Below are 23,540 nucleotides of genomic sequence, written 5' to 3' on the forward strand. Positions count from 1 at the left end.
CTCCTTTGAGAACTTTGCTTACCGCTGTTCATACTCGAGTTTCTTCTTCTCACGATCTATGTAGGCATATACATTTGCGATTTCTTCTTCATAGTTCTCTCGAATTTCAAAATAAGGGACATTCGATGACGCACACTCTTCACGGAATACATCATGCTCATGAGTATACTCGGCAACAGTTCTCTCTTCAGGATACATTCGCGCTTCGATAGCATTGCGGTGTTGAACGATGTTGGATTGGAAATTCTGCCGGATGTACGAGGTGGAGAATCCTAAGAACGCGGAAATGATGTGTTGCGAATAGGGCGGCTCAAAATCTTGCAGATGATGAGGCAGTATGTAACAGCCTTCGATGATTAGATTTTGCTTGTTTTCGATGTTTGTCATGATGATCCCTTTGATGATCGGCCATAATTGTGCACCGATATGCTCGGTTGAATCCACCGGCGTGAAACCGCAGTTCATGTCGGCTCTGTACAAGCCCATTTTCAAATGATCGATGGACAGATAAGGCACGTGATACTTTTCAAGTAATTGTTGAGCCATATATGTCTTTCCGGTGCAGCTGTTTCCGCTGATTAATATGATCATTTACATGGCGTCCTCCCTGCATGCTTGATGCTTCGTTCAAATCTCTGGAATGATTTCATGAAGTGTGCTACTCATCAAAAAATCGTAAGACTTCGTTGTTAATTCAAGTATTCTCGACTCATAAATGCAGCCCATCGCTCTAAGTTCATTTATTAAAAACTCATTTAGGTCGTACGTGTGAGTCAACAAGATGCCCGCTTCTTGAAGATCTGCTATGCAAGCCAGTTTATTCTCTAAGCAAGCTTCTTGAAAAAACTCCCGCACTTTATTGTTCAATACATCATATTTATCATATTCCTCTACATTAAAGGTTGGTCCTAACTCACCCGCAGTCATTCGTTTTACGCCGATTCCGTTTATGGTTTGCACAACTTCTTTGGAACGCTCCCTCAGCATGTTCTGACGGTAAGAAACCGGTTCTATCTTTTGGATTCCCAACTCATGAATAAGTTTGGCTTCTACGGCTGATAAATGAGGGTGCGTTTCAACAGCACTCGGTTCTTGACTTGGTTCATTAACCGTGGAAAACATATTTATCATACATCTATAGGTTAAAAATAAACCCAGGTAATCCCTTATGTTTCTCGCAATTAGAGTGACATGAAACTCCTCTGATGGTAAAGCTTGGACAAACACGACAGGGGCATCCTCGAGATCAGTCACCGATCCAAAATCGGTCAAAAATCCGAAATGCTCGCCTCCAAAAGCGGTAAAGGCAAATGGAATTACATCCAACGGATGGCCGCTGTATGCAAATTCGGCGTCTTGATTGTTAAGATCATAATCCATATAGATTTCCAGAATATCGTCCAGTTCCACCTCGAGATCATGTACGATTTGCTCATTCATTTCTTTCAACTTGAGCAGCGTTGCGGGTATAGGGTACTTTTGATTCCCTCGTCCAAACATTTAGAATTCCTCACTTTTCATTGACTACATTTCCGATAACATTTTTTCTAGTGGTTCTCGCCTGTCTTACAAGACGTTTGTCACCAACATAGGTCCCACTTGTTCTATCCATTTATGCTCTTGATCGGCCAGCAAGGTTTTCCATCCAAGGTCGATAGCCGGTTTCAGGTTCTTTTCCTGATCATCAACATAAACAACCGTCAGTTCTGAACGTTCGAATTGTTTCACAACATGTTTATAAATTTGCAGATCAGGTTTCCTCAAACCGACTTGATTCGAAATGGTAATGCTCCTAGCATAAGGTTCTACTTTTTCTAATATCGGCTCCAGCCATTCCTTGCAATGATTGCTTAGTACATGGATATCCGCGATTTCGCTCCATTGCGCCAAGTGATTTAATCCAGGAAGCGGTTGCAACGATTGAGTTATTAACTCCCTGGCTTCCTCTTTGTTGATCTGATTTATTCGCAGGCTCATCCATCCCCAAAACTCATCTTCCTTCATCTTTCCTGTCCATAAGTCTCTACGAACCTCATCAAATTGTACCCTGATATCTTGAAACGAGATTTCGGAGCCCTCCGCTAATGTAAGCCAAAAAGCAGATGAAAAATTACTCACCAATACGCCAGCTAAATCCAATACCAGTTGTGGTTTTGCCGTCATTGTCTCGTCTCCTTTTATATCTTACTGAATTCCTGAGATATATGTATTCGTGTTTACGAGGGACCGTCCGCTTAACACCTCCACGAACTTCGCCTTCCCTTAATCGCAATGCGAATCCGAATTTCGTGGACGTTTCCCACTCACAAACCATGTGTCGAACCGCTAAATCCCCACCATCACATTGCCGCCACATACCGGAATATAAGCCCCTGTAATAAATGATGACAAATCCGAAGCCAGGAATGCCACGGCATTGGCAATCTCCTGGTCCGTTCCGCGGCGATTCAGCGGCACGGAGGCTTCGTAGGAGGCGCTATGCTCGGTACCGTTCTCCCGATCGCGGTCGCTGATCGTCCAGCCGGGCGCGACTTGATTGACGGTGATCCCATGCTCGCCGATTTCTTTCGCGAGTACGCGGTATACGCCGTCCATGCCGCGCTTGCCTGCTACGTAGGCGGATTGACTCGGGAAGTTCTGGATCGAACATTCGGTATTGATGCCGATGAAGCGGCCGCTCTTTCGCTCGATCATGGCAGGCACGAAGGCTTTTGCCAAGTAGACGCTTTGCATGACGCAGGATTGGAACTGGCTCTCGTAATCTTCCGGCGCTTGCTCCAAGACAGACGTCCATTGATAGGATTCCACGGCATTCGCAACGATGATATGAGGCAGCATGCCAAAGTGTTCAAGCACTGCATCCCGCATGGCATTCACGGATGCTTGATCCGTCACGTCGGCTTGCACCGTGAACGCGCGTCTGCCCATCGACTCCACCTCGCGCTGAAGCTCTTCCGCCTTGGCTAAGCTTCCCCGATAATGGATAACCACATCGGCGCCGCATTCCGCCAAGGTTCGGACCATGACCCGGCCCAATTGGCCCGCAGCACCGGTGATTAACGCAATTTGATCCGTCAAATTCAACTTCATTGTTCATTCGCTCCTCTACGTTTGACTGGTTATTTTCGCCTATCATACCATAATCATCTACTGCTGGGCATGATAAAAAGACCGGAAGCTACCTCCCGGTCCTCGCCTCTTTCATTTAACATCCAAACAGCAAGCGCTCATCTGCTAGACGAGCTATCTACCGTTTAAGGTTCAAAACCCTTCTGACTGACAAATAGCTGCTCTTCCGGAAACGCCCTGCTGAATCGATCGTACACCACCTGATAGGCGGCGGGATCATACCATTCTTCCATACCAAGCTCCTCATACAACGCCTGAACGGGCAGCCGTTTCGTACGTTTGCCTCCGCTGCCGTCCCCCATGAAATAATCGTCGATGCACACGCGATTGACGAGCGGTTTGAGGATCTGAGGAAATGCCTCCGTGCTTGGAAGGACGGGAGCAACCGCTGCTTGCGTCGGTATTCCTGCGTTTCTCAGCAGCTCAAGGGTTTTCAATCTGGCTTGGATCGGCGGAGCGGAAGGCGTAAAATGCTTGCGAATATCCTCTCGATCGGTCTCGACCGTCATGCTTACCCGCACGCGCGCTCCTAACTGCTGCAGCAAATCGATATCCCGTCGGACCAACGGACTGCGAGTCTGCACCAGCAGGAAATCCGGCGGCTCGCTTACCATGGCCTCCAGCATGGCACGGGTCACTTCTTCCTTGGCCTCAATCGGCTGATAGGGATCGGTACTGGATGACATGAAGATCGTGACGGGCCCCTTGGACTTGGCACGCTTCAGTTCTTTACGCAGAATGGCAGCAGATTCGAGCTTAACGTCAACCCAACTCCCCCATTCCTGATTTCGGAATATCGAAACCGGCATTTGCCGGACGTAGCAGTAGGAGCAAGCGAAGGTACAGCCTGTATACGGATTCAAGGTATGGCTGTATCCATTCAGGAAGCCGGTTCCTTTATTGAGCAGGGTCTTCGGCGTTTTATAAAGCACTTCATGTTTCACCTGGGACACCTCATTCCTATACTTTCTTCTATTATACGACTTCCCTCCTCTCATAACGAATGAGTGAATGCGCACCCAGCTCCTTTACTTCGCGTCATGAAAAATAATTCCCAAGCTGTATCTTGTCCCCGACGTGACCGTGCTGACGCCATGCCGGAGCGTAGTCCGGTAATATCCCCTTGTTCCCTGCACCGGACGATGGTTGGTCGGAAAGATCAGTCCCGCTCCCTGATCCAAGGCGATCGCATGTCCCCGGCTCTGTGCCCGCGGCCGCTGCTCCACCAGCAGAAACTCCCCGCCCGTGTAATCGACTTCCTTATCATTCAGGACAAAGACCGCTTGGAACGGAAAGAACTCATCCCCGTACAAATCCTGATGCAGGCAATTATATCCGCCTTGTTCATATTTTAAAATCAGCGGCGTTGACCGCTCCTGACCTTGAGCATGACACATCCCCAGAAACTCATCCAGACTTGCCGGATACTTCTCTTCATGCCCTAGCCGGTTCAACCAGCGGTTCGCCGTCAGCGCAAGTTCAGGATACAAGCCTTCCCGAAGCTGCTGCAGCGTTTCGGGAAGCGGCGCCTGATAATATTTGTACTCCCCCAGTCCGAACCGGTGCCTGGCCATTTGGATCGTGCTGCGAAAACGCTGCTCTTCCGTATACGTGCCTATGATCTCTGCGCATTCCTCGGGCAAGAGCAGCTTGGGAATGACCGCATATCCCTGTTCATCCAAAGCTGCCTGTACGGCAGGCCAATCCAGATTCTTTATGCGCTGCAGCAAAGGATTAGGCATACTCCTTCGTCTCCCTCACGGAGACGTTCATTCGCTCCAATTGCAGCAATCTTGTTTTCATTTCAAGTCCCCCGCGATATCCCGTCAATGCGCCGCTTTTGCCGATTACCCGATGACAAGGCACGGTGATAAGCAGCGGGTTCGCCCCGATAGCCGCACCAACAGCACGCATAGCCGCCGGCTTGCCGATCTGATGCGCAATGTCAGAATACGTGAAGGTTTGCCCATACGGGATCTGGCACAGTGCATCCCATACCGCCATCTGGAAATCGGTACCCTTGTAATCCATTGCGAACTCAAACCGTTCCCGTTTCCCCTGTAAATAGTCCGCCAGCTCGGCGGCATATGGCTGCATGCCCTTATCATTCTGGAATAGTTCACAGCCAGGAAATTTCGCGTTCACCCATTCCTCCAGCTCTTTAAACGGTTTATCCGGTGATCCGATGTAGCATAAACCTTGCGGCGTGGCCGCGATATATATGTTCCAGTCCTCATGCCGCAATCGTGTCCAGCTAATGATTGAATGATTAGATTTCATGATTATGCACCTCCGCACTCGTATTGTTCATATATTGCCCTCGATAGCTTAGGGGGGTCATCCCCGTCTTCTTCTTAAACAGCGTGATAAAATAAGCCGTGTTCTCGATGCCCACTTGATGGCCGACATCCGAAATAGCCAGGCTGGTATTCGCAAGAAGCTCTTTGGCCTTGCCGATCCGGTAATCCTGAATGTATTCCATCGGAGTCTGCCCTTTGACCCGCTTAAAAATCCGGTGCAGATGGTACGGACTGCCGTGGCTTACATCCGCCAAGACATCCAGCGTCAAATGATCCGTATAGTGCGCATCGATATACTCGGCAACGAGTTCGATCCATTCGTGGTCCGGCAGGCGCTCGCCGGTCGGCTTGCACCTTTTGCATGGCCGGAAGCGCTCGGCCCTCGCTTCATCCGCCGATTGAAACACGCGCACATTTTCAAACTTCGGGGGCCTGGATTTGCAGGATGGCCTACAGAAGATTTTCGTCGTCTGCACCGCGTAGAAAAATTGGCCGTCACTGTCCTTGTCATTGTCGATAATGGCTTTCCACTGGGCTTCGGTCGGTTGTATCCGGTTTGCCACGTTTCCTCACCTCCGCTAACATTATAACCACAGGAAGATCCGGTTGTACGCTTTTTGGAATATAAGAGCAAGATAACAAAATTATGAGGTCCGCGTTTATGGTACAACTAGTATAGAGTAGATCAGGAACGAAAGGAAACGATGATCATGCATGAACAGGACCACAATCGCGGCGACAAGCCGTATACCATGGAACAACAACAACGGCTTCCCAAGGAAGACAGCTGGGAGGATCATATCCATACGCTAAAGCTATTCGTGCCGAAGGAATTCAGCTTTCAGGAGAACCTCAATTATTTGCAAAGATCGCCGAATGAATGTCTCTTTACGATTCGGAACGACAGCATCTACCGGGCGATCGCGCTTGAAGATGACGTTGCCGTGATCGAAGTCAGCGCCAGGAATCAAGAGCAAGCGATTCTGGTTCGATTTTTGGGGAATACCACCCCGACCGAACCAAGCAAGCGGGCGGAGGTAGCCATTTATGTCCGGGACTGGTTCGATCTAAACACCGATTTAGTGCCGTTCTATTCGATGGCCGAGACCGATCCCCTGCTCAGTCAAGCCGTCCAGTCCTTCTACGGGCTTCGCAACATGGGCATTCCGGATCTGTTCGAGGCTTTATGCTGGGGCATTCTGGGACAGCAGATTAACCTGGCTTACGCGTATACGCTAAAAAGGCGTTTCGTCGAGGCCTTCGGCAGACGTTTCGAGTGTGAAGGCGAGGTTTACTTGATGTTTCCAAGGCCTGAGGACATCGCGCCGCTGCGTGTTGAAGATCTTGGTGGACTTCGGATGACCGTGAAAAAATGCGAGTATCTCCTCGGAGTAGCTGGGCTTATGACGGATGGAAAATTAACGAAAGAACTGCTGCTGGAAGCTGGCAGCTTAAAGAAAGCGGAGAAACAACTGGTCGGCATCCGCGGCATCGGGCCGTGGACGGCCAATTATGTGCTGATGCGCTGTTTGCGAATGCCGGCGGCTTTTCCCATCGATGATGTGGGACTGCATAATGCCATCAAACATCTGCTAGGCCTAGAGGCGAAGCCGACGAAGAGGGAGATTCTGGAGCTGTCCGCAGGATGGGCGAACTGGGAATCCTACGCCACTTTTTATCTGTGGAGGTTTCTCTACTAACAAGTCCACACAAAATAAAGAGGACGTCTCCCTCTTCTGCCATACAACAGACAGCTGGGAGACCTCCCCTATGATCACTTCATGGATCGGAGACTGCTATTCAATGAAATACAGTTTACCGTCAACCTCAAGCGAAATGGCAGATTGCGAAAGATCATCCTTGAGCTTCTTCGCATAGTCCACCACTTGATTGAGCGAATCCTTGTCGAGTTTCTCGGCAAAAGCGTACACGATGGTTACTTTTTCCTTGATCAAGGTTTTGTTGTTATCCACCCAAGCCCCTTCGCCCGGTATTGCCGTTGCCCCGCCAAACCAGCCGGACAGCTTCGTCAACGCTTGATCGACAAACTTCTGGTGAGCCGCATCCGTGATGGGAATATCCCCCTTTACGGTGGAAGGCACGTAAATCTTCACGACGTGATCCAAGTGGAACTGATTGTTCAGGGCGCTCTGCGTAATGGCCGTTGCCGTCGGATTGCCCTCTGCGCTAAAAGACTGCTGAACCGGTACTACGATAAGCGTTAACAATAATGCCGCTGCAAATGCGATTAGCCAACCTTTTCTTTTCATGTCCATTTCTCCCTTATGTATATATAGTTTCGTGTCCGTACGGAGTCAGCAGAGTTTCAGTTGTTAAATACACTTCTTGCCATCTGTACGGTACAAACTAGCACATATTATATACTGACCTTTGCGTATCAGCTATGGGACGTACGGATTATATTATGCAAAATCATGTAAAAAAGCCGATATTCCCGATGAACAAACTTAGGGAATTCAGCTTTGGTCAACTAACTTCTTATTTTATTGTCCCGATCCAGGATAAACTCTCCACCGTTCGATGATCCATGCTGCCGTTCAATATGGCTTGCACGTCATGCAGCGCCTCTTGCAAGTGGACACGCTCGCCTGGCAGTCCGGTATAAGCTTCAGCAACGTAAAAAGGCTGCGTTAGATAAGCTTCGAGCCGTTCTCCCCGCTCATAAACCTCCATTTCGGATGACGGAATGGCCTCCAATCCTCGTACTTGAACCAGCGAACGCAGCTCCCGATAGCGGCGAAGCAGCTTCTGGGCCCGCTGTTGGACCGCTAAGTGAGCCTGATCCAGATGAACGCCTTCTAATACGGAAGAGGTGGAATATAAGGGGTTCACGGCAGGAAACAGATGTCTTGCCGCCAGATCGGCATCGAAATACCACAGCGTCTCCAGTGGCCCATAAGGCATGTCTTCATCAACAACCGCACCTTTGAGGTCCACAAGAAAAGTCGTGATCTGCTGCATGCCTTCCTGTTGAAAACGTTCCTGAAGATCATAGATTTTGCCGGTTAAGACATGCTCCCGATCCGCGGCAAACACAATTTCTTTATCGGTATTCGCATGCGATACGATAGAATAGATTTCTTCTATTGAAGAAGCAACCCGCTCTACGTCATTCAGCATATCCTGCAGCTCCGGGTAGTTCCCTTCCGGCTTCAGGAGAATCGTCATATACCCTTCCTGCTTGAAGTGATGAAACAACTCCCCGAGCAGCACCAGCTGCCCCATACCGGGACGAGCTACCAGCCCGACGGTACCGCCTTTTGCCAGAGGAGCGAATAGATCAAGAGGCTTAATGCCCGTTTCGATCATCTCCACGCTTTCCCCGCGCAGGATCAGTTCGTCAAGGCTGCATTTCGCCAAGGCTGCCAGCGCGGCAATGGTGCGAACTTCCGCCCGGCCTACGGGTATTTTTCCCGTACATAGATTGGAAACCGTGGCGGGCCGCAATCCAACGGATTTGGCCGCGCTGGTGAGGTTCGGAACCCTTTGTCGTAATAGTGATACATTCAGCTTCAGATTGTCCAAGTCCGTACACCCTTTTTGTGATAGTTTATTGATTTCTTCTTAATCTCTCTCAGAAAAGAGTCTGCGGTGCGAACAAACTCGTCCGCATCCGGTTCGAAAATATTATGATCATGCTGCTCGAATTCCACGATTCGTGCCTGAGGCAGCGATAGCTTATATTGTTCCACTGCTTCTAATGATAACCCGGGATTAGGTTTTACGCCACGTATAATGAGAACAGGGCATGTGAATCGGGACAGGTCGCTCCAAAATTCTACCTTCGCGGAATCCTTCTGCAGGGCATGCAGGGCCGATGGTTTCATCCGGTCGAATAGCTTCTTCCCTCTCCAAGGCGGCAGCGTTGCAAAGAAATCCTCCCATCCCGCTGGCAGCTGGGTATGTATCGCCGGATAGTCTCCGATGATCAGACCTTCAATGCGTTTCGGGTTCCGAATGGCATAACCTAATTGATAGGCTACCCCTCGTGAGTACCCCATGAGTACGAACTGTTCCAGTTCAAGATGGTGAATGGCCGCATCCAGATCGCTGATATGATTCTCAAGCGTGTATCCCGAATCAGGAGAATCACTTTGGCCACGGCCTCGGAGCGTAATGACAACGATATGCCTGGGCGACAGCGTTACCATTTTTTCCATAATGTCGATATAATCCTCGGCCGACTCGGAAAGGCCCGGGATGATAACCAGTGAGCTTTGTTCATTCCTAAGTTCCCGATGTACCTCCGTCACATGAATATGTACCCCATGGTTATTGACCATCGTTTCGTATAACTGCATGCATGAGCCCTCCTATAAAATCGACATTTAAAATATGAAGTTTAATCATCGGGATATCTCCCTTTTCAGTCGCTGAGCCAACACTTGGTGCATTCTTTCACCTCAACGCGCCAAAAGGCAAAAATGCATGCACACCCTTCAGGATATTCACGATCTGGGTTACTCTCAGATCCACCGTCAAGGTGGCGTATGCGTACGCCTCCGTTCTCGAAATGGAATAAAGCTCTGTCATGAGATCCAGCATCCCGCTCAAGGCCATCCACATCGCTTCGTCCAGGTCCTCGTGGAATCCCATCGTTAGCCAACCGATACTCGTCTTTGCTCTGGGCATCTTAATGGGCATGTCGTCACGGACATGAAAGGTTAGGCTCACCTTCTCCATGGGACATTCCAAAGCGGGACCGCTAACTTCGCCGTCGCCTTGAGCCGCATGTCCATCCCCTGTTGAGAACAGCCCGCCATCTACCGGAATCGGCAGATACAAGGTGCTCCCGGCGGTTAATTCTTTGCAATCGAGATTTCCTCCATAAGGGCGCGGCACAAAAGTCGTATGCTGACCTTCTTCCTCCGGCGGCATGCCCATAATCCCCATGAATGGCTTCAGTCCGACGCTATACTTGAAATTTTCGAACTGACTCCTGCCAGTCATTGTTTTGGCATCCAATTCAAAGTCCAATGTCATTTCCTGGGTATCGGTCATGCCCAGCTTCTCGTTCCAATAGCTTGGAAACCCTCCGGCAGAGGTCCAACCCCACGGCCCGGGAACGACCTCGTTGATCTGAACCTCCAAGGTATGCCCCGGTTGAGCCCCTTGGATATGCACGGGACCCAATAAGGCATGCCCGAACTGCTTCTCCACCCGCTCCGGCGCACGCTCCGTAAACTTCGTTCTCGGCGCTCCCGGAGCAGAGCGCTTCGCAAGTCCCCATCCCGCATCCAAGGTTCGATACACCACGGTATCCCCGGACTGAATATACAGGGCCGGTTCCAGCTCCTTGCTAAAAAATCCGTGAAGCGTGTGAATATCCGGTTGAAGACTATGGATTGTTGACATCCGTTTCTCTCCCTTCACAACAACCATGATTCGATTGGACTTTTTCAATGCGAACCTCCTTGTTACTTTATAGAGTATTTTAAATTACTTTAATAGTCAATCAAAATTTACCCTGAAGAGTAATAATTATTACCCTTACAGCGAACACCTCCGCTTCTCAGTTCGCTATGATCCTAAAAATCCTTGATCCACAACAAAGTCCCCAACCCGATCACGCAAGCGCGAAGGTTGGGGACTTCCCCACCAAAGATAATTTCCTTACAACAAAAAAAAGAACCGTTCTCTTGGCAGTTGTACTGCTAGGAACGGTTCAACACCATATTCAACGCAAGCATGCTAGTTCATGATGGAGCCTTTATCATGACGTCCATGTTCATTCGGAAACATCCCATTATACTCCATCCTCGCTTCATATCTTTACGCTGGAATCGCGCACGACCATCTGCGGCATCAATTTCACGGCCCGCTCCTCCCTCGGAATTCCCATTATGCGATCCATCAGGATCTGGGCCGCTTTGCGGCCGATTTCCTCCTGCTGCAAAGCAACGGACGTCAACTTGGGATATACGCGGGAGGCAATGTCCAGATTATCCATGCCCACAACGGCAACGTCATGGGGAATTTTTAATCCGGCTTCTTCGCAAGCTTTCATGACGCCGATCGCCATTAGATCGTTCGCGGCAACGATGCCCTCCGGGTGGTCGGGCCCTTGCAGCCACGCTTTCGCCATCGCGTAACCGCCGCTTTCCGTATAGTCGGATTCGGCGATAAAACGAGGAATCAAGGGGATTCCTGCCTCCAGCATGGCATCCCGATACCCGCAGAACCGCTCATGGCCGGTCTGCTCGCTGAGATTACCGCCGACATAGGCGATGCTGCGCAGGCCTTGCTTGATCAGATGCTCCGTGCTTTGCTTGATTCCGTCATACGTATCCACATATACGTAATCGAAGCGGTCGCTGCCATCCGGCGACACGTATTTATTCGTCAGCACGACCGGAGCCTGCAGCGCATTGATAGCCCCGATATTTTCTTCTCCAAAATCGAAAGACACCATGATCATGCCGTCGGCGACGTTTTCCCGAAGCGTCTGGATCGCCTTCATCTCCTCCTGGAGCCTGTGCTTGGTGTAGAACAGAATCATCAGGTAATCATGCTCCTCCAGCACCTGATTGATGCCGTTGATCATATCGAAATAGAAAGGGTTGCATATATCCGGAACGGCAAAAATGATTTTATTGGTTTGCCTCATTTTCAGCATCTTCGCTGCATGATCGGGCGCATAGTTCATTTCTTGCGCAGCCGCCAGAATTTTGCTCTTCGTCTTGGGACTGCAGTAACCTCTCCCCGACAAGGCTCTGGACACCGTGGAAGGAGATACGCCTACCCGATCTGCAATGGTATAAATTGTATGTTTGTCCATCCTATCCTCCATTAACGACCATGAAACCGACAAGCAGATGCAACAGGGTCCATGGCTTCACACTATCACCATACCGGAAGCTAAGCAATAGCGCCTGCTTATATAACCTCCCGCTCATCGTTATCCGGAAGTTCCGGGAATGGCGCATGGGGCTCCGCCTGATACCAGAAGGCCGTCGATGCAATATCGCTCTGCTGCGGCAGGTATCTGCCTCCTGACCTCCAGCCGAGATCCTGGATCGTGACGCGAAGATCGCTTTGGAAGCGGATCGGATCCATGACATGCCATCGATACATGCCGAAGCGCTGCTGGCTACGATATAATCCGTCCGGCTTCAGCACTTGGTGCATCCCCAGATAAGGCGTCGAGTAGGTTCGGTACGTACCGATCGGCTGTTCCCAGTTCCAAGCTCCGCCGAAATAATCCTCCGTTCCCGTACCGCAGATGGTCGGGTAATCCTGGTCCCCGTCCATATAAAACTTGATCTCCCCTTCGCCCCACCAGCCGCTGTTGTTCACCTGCCAGGCTAGGTAAGTCCCTACATAGTGCCCCTGTCCCTTCACGCCATCCAGGATCGTGTAAACGTCCTTATAAGGAACGGGATTCGTTCTCCGCCACTGTGCATGGAAATAAGCCTCGTCTTCGGGGATGTCCGTCAGGGTATAGTCGATTTGGTAGTAAAGGACCGCCTTTTCCGGCGCGCGATTCTCCATCGTCAATCGGGCTTGCTTGCGAAAAGGCATCTGCCAGTAGCTGTTCATGCCGCCGGCCGGATTGACAGCAACCGGAATCGAATTGACATCGCTTCGTTCACCCCACCCGTTACAGAACAAATCACCTACCGGAACCTCAACCGAAGGGTCCTGCTCTTCGTCCCAATACATGCGGATAATCATATTGCGCCACAGCGACGGATGACAGGTCAGCCAAATATGCTGAATGGCCCCAGGGCCTTGAATGTCACCCATAGTAAAGGTTTCTCCCGGCATAATCTCCACGGAAGGAGACACTTTCCAGCCCGCGCCCAGATCCCTGGAAGCCGCTGCACCCGTGCCGTCCGTCGCCATGCCCCCTTTTCCTTTCTCGCCGGTAAAATTCTCCGCGCTGATGGATCTCGTCTGCGCATTAGACAGCTTGGATAAGTTTCCGAGATGCATGTTGAGCCCGTTAAAGTTCATCATCCGTAATCGCTCCTTTAATGTGTGATATCGTATCCGTACCGGTCTTTCAACGTCTGACCCAGATGGGCCTTGATCCGCAGGTAAGCTTCGGCGGCCGCGCCGTTCCCCCAATCAAAAATGGTGAAAGTCCCCATGCCCCGCCCGTCCTCACCTACATCGCCGTCATGACCGTAATTCTCCATCATGAAGCCGTAATCCTTCTCGTTAAAGAAAGGATACGCCCGTTCCCACTGCTGTTTTGTTTTTATATTCTCGGGGCAATACATCATGGCAAAAGAGGCCTGCAATGCGGCAACACCGCGTTCAATATATTCCGGCTGGTCCAATTCCACGCCATATTGAAGGATCAGCTCGGCAAACAGGCTTTGCCTCGCATCATTCCACTCCCCGTCGCAGTTCATGACGCCGAATCCGCCCAATACGTCAACATACAGATAGGGAGGCTGCCAGGAGGCTTGCGTCATCAGCATTTCATCCAGCACACGTGTGCCGAATGTCAGATATCGCATCTCGCCGGTCGTCTTGTACATCTGAAATAAGGCCTCCGCCGTCCAGAACATGGAGAAATTGCACTGCTTGAACATGTTATTCCTAACCACCTTGCAGCCGGGGAGCTCTTCGCGGCCATAGGAGCAGCAGGACCAATACGTCTCGAAATCCTCCCATCTGCCGGACGGCACGATCTCGTTGACGACAACCTCCAGCGCCCTTACTGCCGTTTCCAGATATGTGGGATCCGGCCGCATGTCGTGCAGCTTCAGCAAAAACGTGACGGAGAGCGAAGTCTCCGGAGACTCTCGAAGAATATCCAGCGGCGCTAACGTCTCTTGGTCAAGCCAGGCCGGAAAATAGCCTTTCTCGTCCTGAAGAGCCAGAAGCGCATCCGCATAGCGTACGGCGTATTCCATGAGCCTTGGATCCGGCTCGATTTCATCATGCCAGCGAAGCATGAGCAGCGCCGTCCAGCTCATGTCCAGCACATGGTAAGGCGCTTCCGCGATCGAACCCCAAGGATCGGCCGGATTGCGATTGGAATTCCCCCAGAAGGCATGGTCCCAACTACCGGACCGGTTAACTTCCTGTCCCTCCACCATCACCCGCTTCATCTCCGTCGCAATAACGGCGGGAAAGAACCCGCTTCGCTGCGGAGCAGCAAGAGCCAGCTCTTTCATGAGCCTGGCCTTGCGAACCAGTTCCGGATCATCCTGTTTCTTACCGTAACGATAGATGCCTTGCGCCGAACGAAGGGAGCTGAACCACGCTTGGTTCCAGATCGATCGGCTTTCCCGTTCGTTCGGAACGCCAGGATAATTCGGGCTTTGACTCACGTCGGCAATGAATACGGGAGCCCCGACCTTCAGTCCGTTCCATTCGAATTCCTGCCACACCGTGTCTTTCCAATGGCGAAAAGCCCAGTCGTACGCGTGTTTTACATAGTGTTCGAGAGGAGCTCTGTCATCGATGCCCTGACGGAGTCGGGAGTGACCCCATCGCTCCCATAAAAATTGCAGCACTGGCCGCCAGGGGTTCAATGCAGCTTGATCATCCTCCAACGTCATGAGGTAGAAGCCGATGCAGAACGTTCCGGGCGAATAAGCAGCACCCTCCACCTTCTCAAACAGCACGTGATCACTCACACGGGTCCGGCTCATTCCCAAGACGAATTGGTTGTTCGGAGCATCCAGACCCAAGTACCAACGAGCGTCCGCATCCTTCGCGATCAGATCCAGATCCGGTATCAGTATGAGCAGTCTGGTGCCGTCATGAGCAATGAGGGCAGGCGACCGAAAGCAGTGCTTATCCATCACATGCCGGGAAGTCGGCGTTATATGAGGAGCCCAGTGAAAATACGGCTGGAACGCAGGCTCCAGGCGCAGCTGCCAATCATCCTGTCGTGTCTCCTGATCCAGCTCAAATGTCATTATGCAGTGATAAGTGCCTTTATCGATTTGTTTAAGACTCAGCTTGGGAGCTGCACTCCCTAATTGGTCATAATCCCACCGCTTTACATAAGCGTCCGGTAATTGTGCCATAAGTCCTCCATTCTGCTCGTATTCCGGCAAGAAATCCCCCGCCAGCGACACGTCGTCCATTCTTTAACAGGCTGAAATCGTCAATCTGATCCAATTGTCCGACGTTGCCGCCCCAATTTCTATCATCGTCCGCCTTAGAAAACCGCGTCATTGTGCCAAGTTAAGGCGAAGTCAATTCCAACATCGCTATGCTTCGTGCCGGAAGCTTAAGCAAACGCAATCCGCCTTGTTCCATGGTGCAATCAATGGCCGGCTCTCCCGCTTTCGTGTACAGCTGCCCGGTCACGGTCGTCTTTCCGTAGTCTTCCGGACGGAGCTCGAAGCGTATCGTCTGCTCCTCTCCGGTCACATTCGCAAAGAACAAGCCGACATCCCTTTGATCATTCTGCCATGCCGAGTGGATAACGGCGTCGGTCAGCAGTTCTCCCGAGTTGTTATATTCCGGCGTATCCTTGCCGTGGTTGTAATGAAACCACTTCATCGGCGTCATAGGAACGTCGAAGGAGAGCGGCCGAAGCATCGTGCCATACGACCAATACGGCTTCGCGGCACCGATTCGCAGCTGTGCATACAGAGCCAAGTAATCAGCCCTGTTCGCCGAGAAGGCATACCCGCGCGGTTCAAACGGATAATAATGCTCCTCCGCGGTATTTTCGTTGCCGTCCAGCGCCTCCATCGGACTGTACTCGTAATTCAATTCGTACAGGCCGCCCCAGAGATACGTGCGTGCTACCGTAAAATAGTAAAGCTCCCCGATTTCCTCGGTCAGCTTGCCCCAGCCGTCCAATCTCAGCGCGCCGTACTCGTGATATACGTAAGTGAACATCGGGATGAGATAGGCCGCACCTGTTTTGAGCAGCTCCCGGATCGGCCATCCTTCGAGCGGCGCCGCCGGCTGCCCCCCTGCCCGGGTTTGATAGTAGTCGATCAGATCCAGCATCGTTTCATTCATCATCTCGGTACCCATGGGGATATAGCGTCCGGCTGTTTCGCACATGGCCGCCTTCGTATCCGCATAGTTCCGCCGGTAGGCCTCCTCAATGATGCTGCCGGCTCCGACCGGATGACCGTGGCTGTCATCCATGCAGATCTTCAGAATGTTGTTGGCGGAGATATCGTAATAGATCGAATCGATGTCATCGCTCTGCTGCAGCGCCGTATCCCGCCTCACATGAAAATCATGGGTGTACGGATGCGCCGGACAAAGGAACGGAAAGCGGTAAGCATCCACGCTTTTTTTCAGCTCGGGAAACTTCTGCTCGGCTGCTCTGCCAAGCTCTCCGTCGGCTCCGTCAAAATGATAAAGGTAATCGAATTCGAACGGAGCGAAGCGATGGCCCAGCTTTCGAATCAGAGCGATGTTTTCCGGGTTGAAGCGGGTCGGAAACCAATCATCATATCCCCCCGGCACGCCGCTGCCGAAGGTTTGCGGCCGATGCGTCCAATCGGGGCCCAGGATGTGGAGCATCGGCGTTCCGATGCTGTCATGGTATTTTTGTATCCATGCCGTACGATCCGATCCCGCATTGATACCGAAGGTTACCGCGCCCATATCCTCATGCAGCCATGGACTGCCTTCCTTCGCAGCCCTCTCCGAAAGATTGCCGCGTCTACACCACTTCTGTTGCACGGCCCAGCACTTGTAACGGTCAGCGGCTTCGTACCAGCCGCTTCCTGACAGAATCGACACTTGCACCGGATAATGCGGCTTGATCCCATTGCCGGGTCCCATATCACTGCAGCCGTGGATCACGGAGGCTTCCAGCAAGCCGTTCCCGTTCTTGAAGAAATTGAGCCATTTCGGATGGCCCTCGCCGTCCAGGGCAGCGAGTTGCAGCCCGCCCCTGTCTTTGCCGTAATAGGCAAAAAACTGCATCGTTGCCCCGGAGAAGCTCTCCGGATACGGCATGAAACGAAATCCGATTCCGTCCGTTTCAAATACCTTCATCGGGTTGTTGACCTCAAAGCCGGTTGCAAAGGAATGGGCGATATAATCCTCCTCGCCGTGCTCCGTGATCGAGGTCAAATTCGGAATAACCGGATATTCCAGGCTCAGCAATCGGGTCCCCGAATGGTTCTCTGCTGCGCATCGGAATTCAATGCAATCCGCTTCTTCTGCGAGCTTTACGGAAGCCGTGACGATCATACCTTCCTGCGTGTCCCAGCTCAACCGAACCTGATCTGTCCCGTCTTCCGTATTTTCCCTGCTCCATCCGAAGTTCTGAAAGGAGCTGCTGAAACCCGCGTCCGTCTCCAAGCGAAATGGATCCGCCGTGCCCGTATCCGCGATAAGCCCGATTCCTCTAACGTTATCGCGAATGCCTCGAACCGTGCCGTCAACCTCGCTGATTTCCAGCCGGATATACCTGTTCTCAAGTATAATCATGCTCCACCTCCACCTGTTGGCTTAGAATGTTACTTCAAACCGGAGATTTTGATTCCTGAAATGATGTGCTTCTGGAAGAAGAGGAACAAGATAATGGTCGGCAGGCAGGAAAGCGCCGATCCGGCCATCAGCATGCCCATTTCGGTTGCCCGTTCGGAACGGAAGGTGTATAAATATTGCATGATTTGAAAGAGCTCCGGGTTGGTGATCGTCATCGTCGGCCATACGAAGGAGTTCCAATAGGCCAAATAGGAGCCTATGCCCACGATGACGAAGACCGGAAACGACATCGGAATGAAGATATGCGTAAAAATCTTGATCCTTCCCGCTCCGTCAATCAGCGCCGCCTCTTCCAGCGCCATCGGAATATTCAGGTAGAATTGGCGGATGAAGAACATATGACCCGCGGAAGCAATGCCGGGCAATACGAGCACCGCCAGCGTATCGAGCATTCCCATCTCATTCACCACAATGAAGGAGGTCAGCAGAATGGCCATGCCTGGAATGAACATGGTGACGATGACATAAACCCACAACATCGACTTGAACCGGAATTCCAGCCTGGCGAAGACGTAAGCCGCGGTGGCGTTCACGGCCAAGCTCAGCGCCGCGAAGAGAACGGCGCCTCCGAATGTGACCAGCATCGATTGAATGAAGGTCGCGTCGCTCAGAATATCCGTGTAATTCTGAACCATCCATTTCTTCGGGAAGAAACGGAACGGCGTTGCAAGCACCTCCGCCTTATCTTTGAAACCGGCAATGATGACCCAGAGCAGCGGGAACAGCGCCATGATCGTCACCAGTCCGGTCAAGAGCGTCATCAATGTTTTTTGGACCCCGTTTAACGATTTCATCATGTTATCCTCCTGCCTTCTTATCCGTCGATCGCTTTTTCCGAATTCAGTACTCTGAAGATAATGGCCGAAATACTGCCAAGGACCACAAACAACAGCAGCGATGCCGCAATGGAGTTGCCGACCATGACGTCGTTTCGGAAGTGGTTCAGGATGTAGAGGTTCGGCGTCGTGGTCTCGCTGAGCGGGCCGCCGCCCGTCATGACGAGGGACAGCTCGAACTGGGAGATTTGCGCCGTAAATCCGGTTACGAGCAGATACAGGATCACATTGCGCATGAGCGGAATCGTGATGTACCACATGCGAACGAAGGTGCCCGCCCCCTCGAGTTCGGCAGCCTCATAGTAACTTTTTGGGATATCGTGGAGGCCTGCCAGCATGATGAGCGTCGTGAGTCCGAAGCCCAGCCACACGGCTGGAGCCGCGATGCTCGGCAGCGCCGTTGCCACGTCGGCAAGCCAGGCTTTCGGCTCCGATCCGAACAGCCCGATGATGTAATTGGCCAGGCCTCCGGCATAATCGAAGATGAAGACAAAGATGACCGACGCCACGATTCCGGAAATAATGGTGGGAATGTAGACGGAAGTCTTAACAACGCTTGCGAAACCGGAGCCCAGATTCTTAATGATGTTCGCGAACAGAAACGAGAGAATCAGCATCGTCGGAACGACCATCAGCGCGAACTTAAGCCCTACCCAGATGGATTGGAGAAAGAGGTCATCGGTCAGCACCATATAGAAATTCTGCAAGCCCACAAAGGTGGAATCCTGATAGAAACTCCAATTATAGAAGCTCACCCGCAGTGCATAGAAGAACGGAATGATGACAAAGACGGTCAGCAGGATGACGATGGGAGCGAGCAGCATGTAAGCCACGCCGTTGTCCTGCCGATAATTTTTCTTGAACATGTAGCGTCACCACCATTGGCCAAGGATGAAGCAGCCATCCGAAAATAACATTTCGAAAACCGGATTTCCGGACGGCTGCCAACACTATTTTTTCGGATTCGTACCGGCAAGTTTATTCTTCGCGATGAAATCGTTAATGTCTTTCTCTGCCTTCGCCAGCGCCTTATCCACCGAAGTACCCTTCATGGCGGACTCGATGGACGTGGCGAGCGCGAAGCTGATGTCCCACGGATAGACCGGCTCAGCCTGCGAATGCGGAATGATCCGCTCGGATACGAGTGCACGCCATTCATCCTTGGATGCATCCGGATCGGATTTCATCGCTTCGTCCACGGATTTGCGCGGGGAGAACTTGGAGAACTGGGACGTCTTGAAAAAATCGATCATGATGTTCGGGTCGCCTGCGAGCAAATAGGAGATGAAATCGGCCGATTCCTGCGGATGCTCGGATTTGCCGTCCACCGCCAACGACCAGCCGCCGAGCGTTGCCGTCGGCTTCGTCAAATCGCCGTCCATCGATGCCATCGGCGCAATTCCTACCTTATCCACCATGTCTTTATAGGTGTTGCGAAGCTGACCGATCGCCCAGGAACCGCAAATCTGGATGGCGATCTTGCCTTCGCCGAAAGGCTTGATGTCCGCATATCCGGCCAACGCCTGCTTCGGCATGACACCGGACTGGTACGCTTTTTGGTAAAAGTCCAAAACGGCCTTGTAACCGTCATTGTTCACGTCCGCTTGGGACCAGTCCTCCGTAACCGCCAGATGACCTGCCCCGTTATACTGCAGCCCCCAGCTCGACCAGCCCAGATCCGGCGCAGTTTGCGCAATCGATAAGCCGAACACGCCTTTCTTGGTCAGCTTCTGGGCCGCATCCAGAAGCTCAGCCCATGTTTTCGGCGGCTGATTGGGGTCAAGCCCGGCTTCCTGGAACATATCCTTCCGATAGAACATCACGGCAGACGGCTCAACCAGCTTCGGATAAGCATAGTACTGACCGTTAACGGATACGAAGTCCTTCATGTTGTCGTACAAATCATCGAAGGCTGAAGGCTCCATTAAATCGTTCAGGGCCATCAGTTGACCCGTTTTTGCCGCATTGGCCACATTGCCGTAGTTGATCGTTCGGATGTCCGGTGCCTTGCCTGCGGCCTGCGCTGCTTTCATCTTCTGGTCCCAGGCGTCGGCCGGAACGATGGTCAGCTTCACTTCAACCTCGCTCTGGGATTTATTGAACTCGGCGACCCATTTCTTGAACCAGGCATCGGTGGTATCCTCGAATTTTTGCGCCCAGAAATCGATCACAACCTTGCCGCTGGCTTCATTTCCGTTGTTTGCGCTTTCATTTTCCGGTGGATTGCTTAAAGCTCCTCCTCCGGGACCGCCAGATCGTCCGCCGCAGCCCGTAACGAGCATCGCCAGAACAAGAACAACGGAGAACAGAACAGGCCAGGATTTGAAGCCGATGGTTTTTTTCTGCATCATGAACCCTCCTTATAATGGATCAAACTATTTAAACGCTGGTCCGCATTTAAACCGATCATTCTTGGAATCCGCGCCTCACTTTTCGAGCGAAGCCTTAAACCAGAAAACATTGTAGGGATCCCATAAAGACAATGTGAAATAGATCGTCTGCCCGTCATTCTCCGTATACCGATCGTTCATATAGGGCCCGTATAGCCCCGGATAATCCTCGGCTCGGACCAAATCCAGGGGCTCGCCCCATGGCCCCCAAGGCGTCATGCCTTCACGTAAGACAACCCCTTGGCCTTCCTTCAAATAGGTCATCAGCCAGCGTTCCAGATAAGAATTCCACACTACGGACAGCTCGCCGACGGTGTCATCCACCACATACCTGGCATCCTTCATATCCGCGCTCCACCTGGGACTGCCGTCATCGTTCAATCCGCTGTAATATCGGTACTCGGACATATTCTCGATGTGCTCCTCGCCCACCTTCATAAGCTGAACGCCGCCAAAGCGGCCCGAAGGAATCCCCCAAAAATAAATATCCGAACCGCCTGCTTCATTCTCCACCTTATAGGGGCTAACCTGGATGAAATTGCTGTCTCCCGGCCAACGGACCCGGTCCTGCAGCTCCCAGGTTTCACCGTTATCGGTCGATTTGGCCACGCTGCTGTAATTGGCGTCCCACTTCCCCGGATCGCCCCAATGGTTGACCGACATGTAGTACAAATACAAGGCGCCGCCTGCCGCAATGCCATGGGTCGGAATTTTCGTCATTTCTTCGTAATCGATTTTGGCGGAAGGCAGCAGTTCCTTCGCCGTGCCGAATTCATCCGTGATCATTCCCTCGAATGCGATACCGTCAGCCGGATGAGCGTCCGTTGTATAGGCTATCGTATTGGAGCGCCAATAGCTTCCCCCTCCGCCTGTCTGATCAGGCGCCCTCTCGCCGAACGTATCCCCGAACACGAAGTAAGTTCGTTCCCCGTCATTCATCATGGAACCCAGATCGGTGCCGTACACGGCGTATTGATCGGTACGATTGGGGGAGGATTCCCCGGTTAATTGCGAAACCTGCTCCACGCCGGTCATGCCTTTTAATAAAAAGCTTTTGTCTGTCGCATCAAGCAGAGGATTCACCTTGCTGCCCCCCGCGCAGCCGCTTAACAGCAAAATGATGCCTGCGAAGAGGGCATTTTTCCATTTCAAGCTCATCTCCCCTTTCCGATCTGATTGTGGATTCCCATATTCCACCCGCGAAAATCAGGGATTGTTATGACCGAATATCTGATTCAAACTTGCAGGATTGAGCGGCTTCGTATCCGGCATAGGCAAGCGTTTATCCACCTTTGGCAGCTTCGGGAAGGAACGATGGGGTTCCGCCTGGTACCAGTACGCCGTCGAGGAAACATCGTCGCTCCGATGATTGTTATGACCGTGCTCGATCGTGACCTTAATGCTGCTATCGAACATGATCGGATCCAGGATATGATACCGGTACGTGGAGATTTTTCCGCTCCAGTTCGGGCCGCCGCCCAAAATGATGCCATGATACGGGGTACACACCTCCTGCTGCGGACACCAGGCCGTATTGAAATAATCCTCCATGCCCGTGCCGTGCAGAGTCGGAGGCCATGGCTCCCCATCGATGAAGATCATGTCGTCTCCTTCGCCGTACCAGTTCCATTCCCGCGTATCGCGGAGGTTATGGACATTGAAGTTGCAGCCGATGTAATGGCCCCTCCCAACCGCGTCCAAAATGACATAGTTGCCGCTGCCCGTCGTATTCTTGCCGCCGAATTCGTAGAAAGCGTTATCCACCCCGCGATCCGCGATCCCGTCGGTCGGATTTTCCCGGTGCCACTGGGCATGGAATCGCAGCTCCTCCTCGGGCAGCTTATCGTACGATTCATAGTCCACATAGAAATAAAATTTAATCGGATGCTCCGCTTCGCTCTCGATCGTTATACGAGCGCCATTCCCATACGGCATGCGGAAAAAGCTGTTGAATGCTTTGCCATCCTCGGGACTCATCATCAACGCCGCTGACGTATAATTTTTGGTGAGGCCGTGCCCCATTCCGAAAAAATCGCCAATCGGCGCTTCCACGCTGGGCTCGGTCTCCTGGTCCCAGTACATGCGGAGTACGACTTTGCGCGGCAGATACAATTCCTCGGCAGGGGCGTCGGTCGCCATGGTCATCCAAATATGGGTGATGGCACCCGCTCCCGGAATGCTGCAAATTTCGGTCAGGTCGCCCGGCTGGATGGAGAAGTAATCCTTATTCCCTCCCGAACGGTCGTAGCTGGATTCCCTTTTTCTTTTTCCGGATCGCTTGCGGCTGAGTGAAAATAACGCTGTTTGATTGTCCATGGATGATCGCTCCTTATAAGTTGATGGCGTTGGTAAAAAGCGCTTCTTAAAACGATTTGCCAACAATGTGACATCGATTGCAGAATGGGTGGTTAAGGAATGCAGGCCAT

22 protein-coding genes are annotated in these 23,540 nt (G+C 51.8%); 1 reads left to right on the top strand and 21 read right to left on the bottom strand.

Annotated elements, in window-relative coordinates:
• Positions 1-18: 18 nt before the first annotated feature.
• The 8 genes from GYMC10_RS18640 to GYMC10_RS18675 form a co-directional block, all read right to left on the bottom strand.
• Positions 19-591 (bottom strand): AAA family ATPase, encoded by a 573-nt coding sequence (locus GYMC10_RS18640; protein ID WP_015735975.1) that lies wholly within the window; start codon positions 589-591, stop codon positions 19-21.
• A 36-nt stretch (positions 592-627) separates the two neighbouring features.
• Entirely contained in the window at positions 628-1,500 is an 873-nt protein-coding gene (locus tag GYMC10_RS18645) for a hypothetical protein (protein ID WP_015735976.1), read from the bottom strand.
• A 66-nt stretch (positions 1,501-1,566) separates the two neighbouring features.
• Positions 1,567-2,163, bottom strand: a complete 597-nt coding sequence (locus GYMC10_RS18650) for an HAD-IA family hydrolase (protein ID WP_015735977.1) — start codon at positions 2,161-2,163, stop codon at positions 1,567-1,569.
• 162 nt (positions 2,164-2,325) lie between these two features.
• The gene (locus tag GYMC10_RS18655) at positions 2,326-3,090 is read right to left on the bottom strand and encodes an SDR family NAD(P)-dependent oxidoreductase (RefSeq protein ID WP_015735978.1); all 765 of its coding nucleotides are present in this window, start codon (positions 3,088-3,090) and stop codon (positions 2,326-2,328) included.
• Between the two features lie 164 nt (positions 3,091-3,254).
• Positions 3,255-4,073, bottom strand: a complete 819-nt coding sequence (locus GYMC10_RS18660; protein WP_041622219.1) for an SPL family radical SAM protein — start codon at positions 4,071-4,073, stop codon at positions 3,255-3,257.
• A gap of 84 nt (positions 4,074-4,157) precedes the next feature.
• Positions 4,158-4,871, bottom strand: a complete 714-nt coding sequence (locus GYMC10_RS18665) for a 2OG-Fe(II) oxygenase (RefSeq protein WP_015735980.1) — start codon at positions 4,869-4,871, stop codon at positions 4,158-4,160.
• Entirely contained in the window at positions 4,864-5,409 is a 546-nt protein-coding gene (locus GYMC10_RS18670; RefSeq protein ID WP_015735981.1) for a methylated-DNA--[protein]-cysteine S-methyltransferase, read from the bottom strand. Before GYMC10_RS18670 ends, GYMC10_RS18665 begins: the two co-directional genes overlap by 8 nt.
• Positions 5,399-5,992: a bifunctional transcriptional activator/DNA repair enzyme AdaA gene (locus GYMC10_RS18675; protein WP_015735982.1), complete on the bottom strand. Its 594-nt coding sequence runs from the start codon at positions 5,990-5,992 to the stop codon at positions 5,399-5,401. The genes GYMC10_RS18670 and GYMC10_RS18675 overlap by 11 nt, the downstream gene beginning before the upstream one ends.
• A gap of 189 nt (positions 5,993-6,181) precedes the next feature.
• Between GYMC10_RS18675 and GYMC10_RS18680 the strand changes: the two genes are divergently transcribed.
• A complete protein-coding gene (locus GYMC10_RS18680; RefSeq protein ID WP_015735983.1) occupies positions 6,182-7,129 on the top strand; it encodes a DNA-3-methyladenine glycosylase family protein in 948 nt (315 codons plus the stop codon).
• Between the two features lie 96 nt (positions 7,130-7,225).
• Here the strand turns inward: GYMC10_RS18680 and GYMC10_RS18685 are convergent, their stop codons facing one another.
• The 13 genes from GYMC10_RS18685 to GYMC10_RS18745 form a co-directional block, all read right to left on the bottom strand.
• On the bottom strand, positions 7,226-7,699 hold the full coding sequence (locus GYMC10_RS18685) for a hypothetical protein (RefSeq protein ID WP_015735984.1): 474 nt from the start codon (positions 7,697-7,699) through the stop codon (positions 7,226-7,228).
• Between the two features lie 229 nt (positions 7,700-7,928).
• Positions 7,929-8,975, bottom strand: coding sequence for an ATP synthase subunit B (locus GYMC10_RS18690; protein ID WP_015735985.1), 1,047 nt, complete (start codon positions 8,973-8,975; stop codon positions 7,929-7,931).
• Positions 8,963-9,751 (bottom strand): alpha/beta fold hydrolase, encoded by a 789-nt coding sequence (locus GYMC10_RS18695; RefSeq protein WP_015735986.1) that lies wholly within the window; start codon positions 9,749-9,751, stop codon positions 8,963-8,965. Before GYMC10_RS18695 ends, GYMC10_RS18690 begins: the two co-directional genes overlap by 13 nt.
• 97 nt (positions 9,752-9,848) lie before the next feature.
• Positions 9,849-10,805: an acetamidase/formamidase family protein gene (locus GYMC10_RS18700; protein WP_041622220.1), complete on the bottom strand. Its 957-nt coding sequence runs from the start codon at positions 10,803-10,805 to the stop codon at positions 9,849-9,851.
• A gap of 409 nt (positions 10,806-11,214) precedes the next feature.
• A complete protein-coding gene (locus GYMC10_RS18705; RefSeq protein ID WP_015735988.1) occupies positions 11,215-12,228 on the bottom strand; it encodes a LacI family DNA-binding transcriptional regulator in 1,014 nt (337 codons plus the stop codon).
• Positions 12,229-12,326: 98 nt separating this feature from the next.
• A complete protein-coding gene (locus GYMC10_RS18710; RefSeq protein WP_015735989.1) occupies positions 12,327-13,409 on the bottom strand; it encodes a glycoside hydrolase family 172 protein in 1,083 nt (360 codons plus the stop codon).
• A gap of 14 nt (positions 13,410-13,423) precedes the next feature.
• Complete coding sequence (locus GYMC10_RS18715; protein WP_187292998.1) at positions 13,424-15,442, bottom strand: hypothetical protein; 2,019 nt, start codon at positions 15,440-15,442, stop codon at positions 13,424-13,426.
• A gap of 160 nt (positions 15,443-15,602) precedes the next feature.
• The gene (locus tag GYMC10_RS18720) at positions 15,603-17,828 is read right to left on the bottom strand and encodes a DUF6259 domain-containing protein (RefSeq protein ID WP_015735991.1); all 2,226 of its coding nucleotides are present in this window, start codon (positions 17,826-17,828) and stop codon (positions 15,603-15,605) included.
• Positions 17,829-17,857: 29 nt separating this feature from the next.
• Entirely contained in the window at positions 17,858-18,685 is an 828-nt protein-coding gene (locus GYMC10_RS18725; protein ID WP_015735992.1) for a carbohydrate ABC transporter permease, read from the bottom strand.
• Between the two features lie 17 nt (positions 18,686-18,702).
• On the bottom strand, positions 18,703-19,590 hold the full coding sequence (locus tag GYMC10_RS18730; RefSeq protein WP_015735993.1) for a carbohydrate ABC transporter permease: 888 nt from the start codon (positions 19,588-19,590) through the stop codon (positions 18,703-18,705).
• Between the two features lie 84 nt (positions 19,591-19,674).
• Complete coding sequence (locus tag GYMC10_RS18735) at positions 19,675-21,075, bottom strand: ABC transporter substrate-binding protein (RefSeq protein WP_144374259.1); 1,401 nt, start codon at positions 21,073-21,075, stop codon at positions 19,675-19,677.
• 75 nt (positions 21,076-21,150) lie between these two features.
• Positions 21,151-22,266 (bottom strand): DUF4185 domain-containing protein, encoded by a 1,116-nt coding sequence (locus GYMC10_RS18740; RefSeq protein ID WP_015735995.1) that lies wholly within the window; start codon positions 22,264-22,266, stop codon positions 21,151-21,153.
• 54 nt (positions 22,267-22,320) lie between these two features.
• Positions 22,321-23,430 (bottom strand): glycoside hydrolase family 172 protein, encoded by a 1,110-nt coding sequence (locus GYMC10_RS18745; protein WP_015735996.1) that lies wholly within the window; start codon positions 23,428-23,430, stop codon positions 22,321-22,323.
• Positions 23,431-23,540 lie beyond the last annotated feature (110 nt).

The sequence above is a fragment of the Paenibacillus sp. Y412MC10 genome, assembly GCF_000024685.1.
In the GTDB taxonomy this organism is placed as follows: Bacteria; Bacillota; Bacilli; order Paenibacillales; family Paenibacillaceae; genus Paenibacillus_AQ; species Paenibacillus_AQ lautus_A.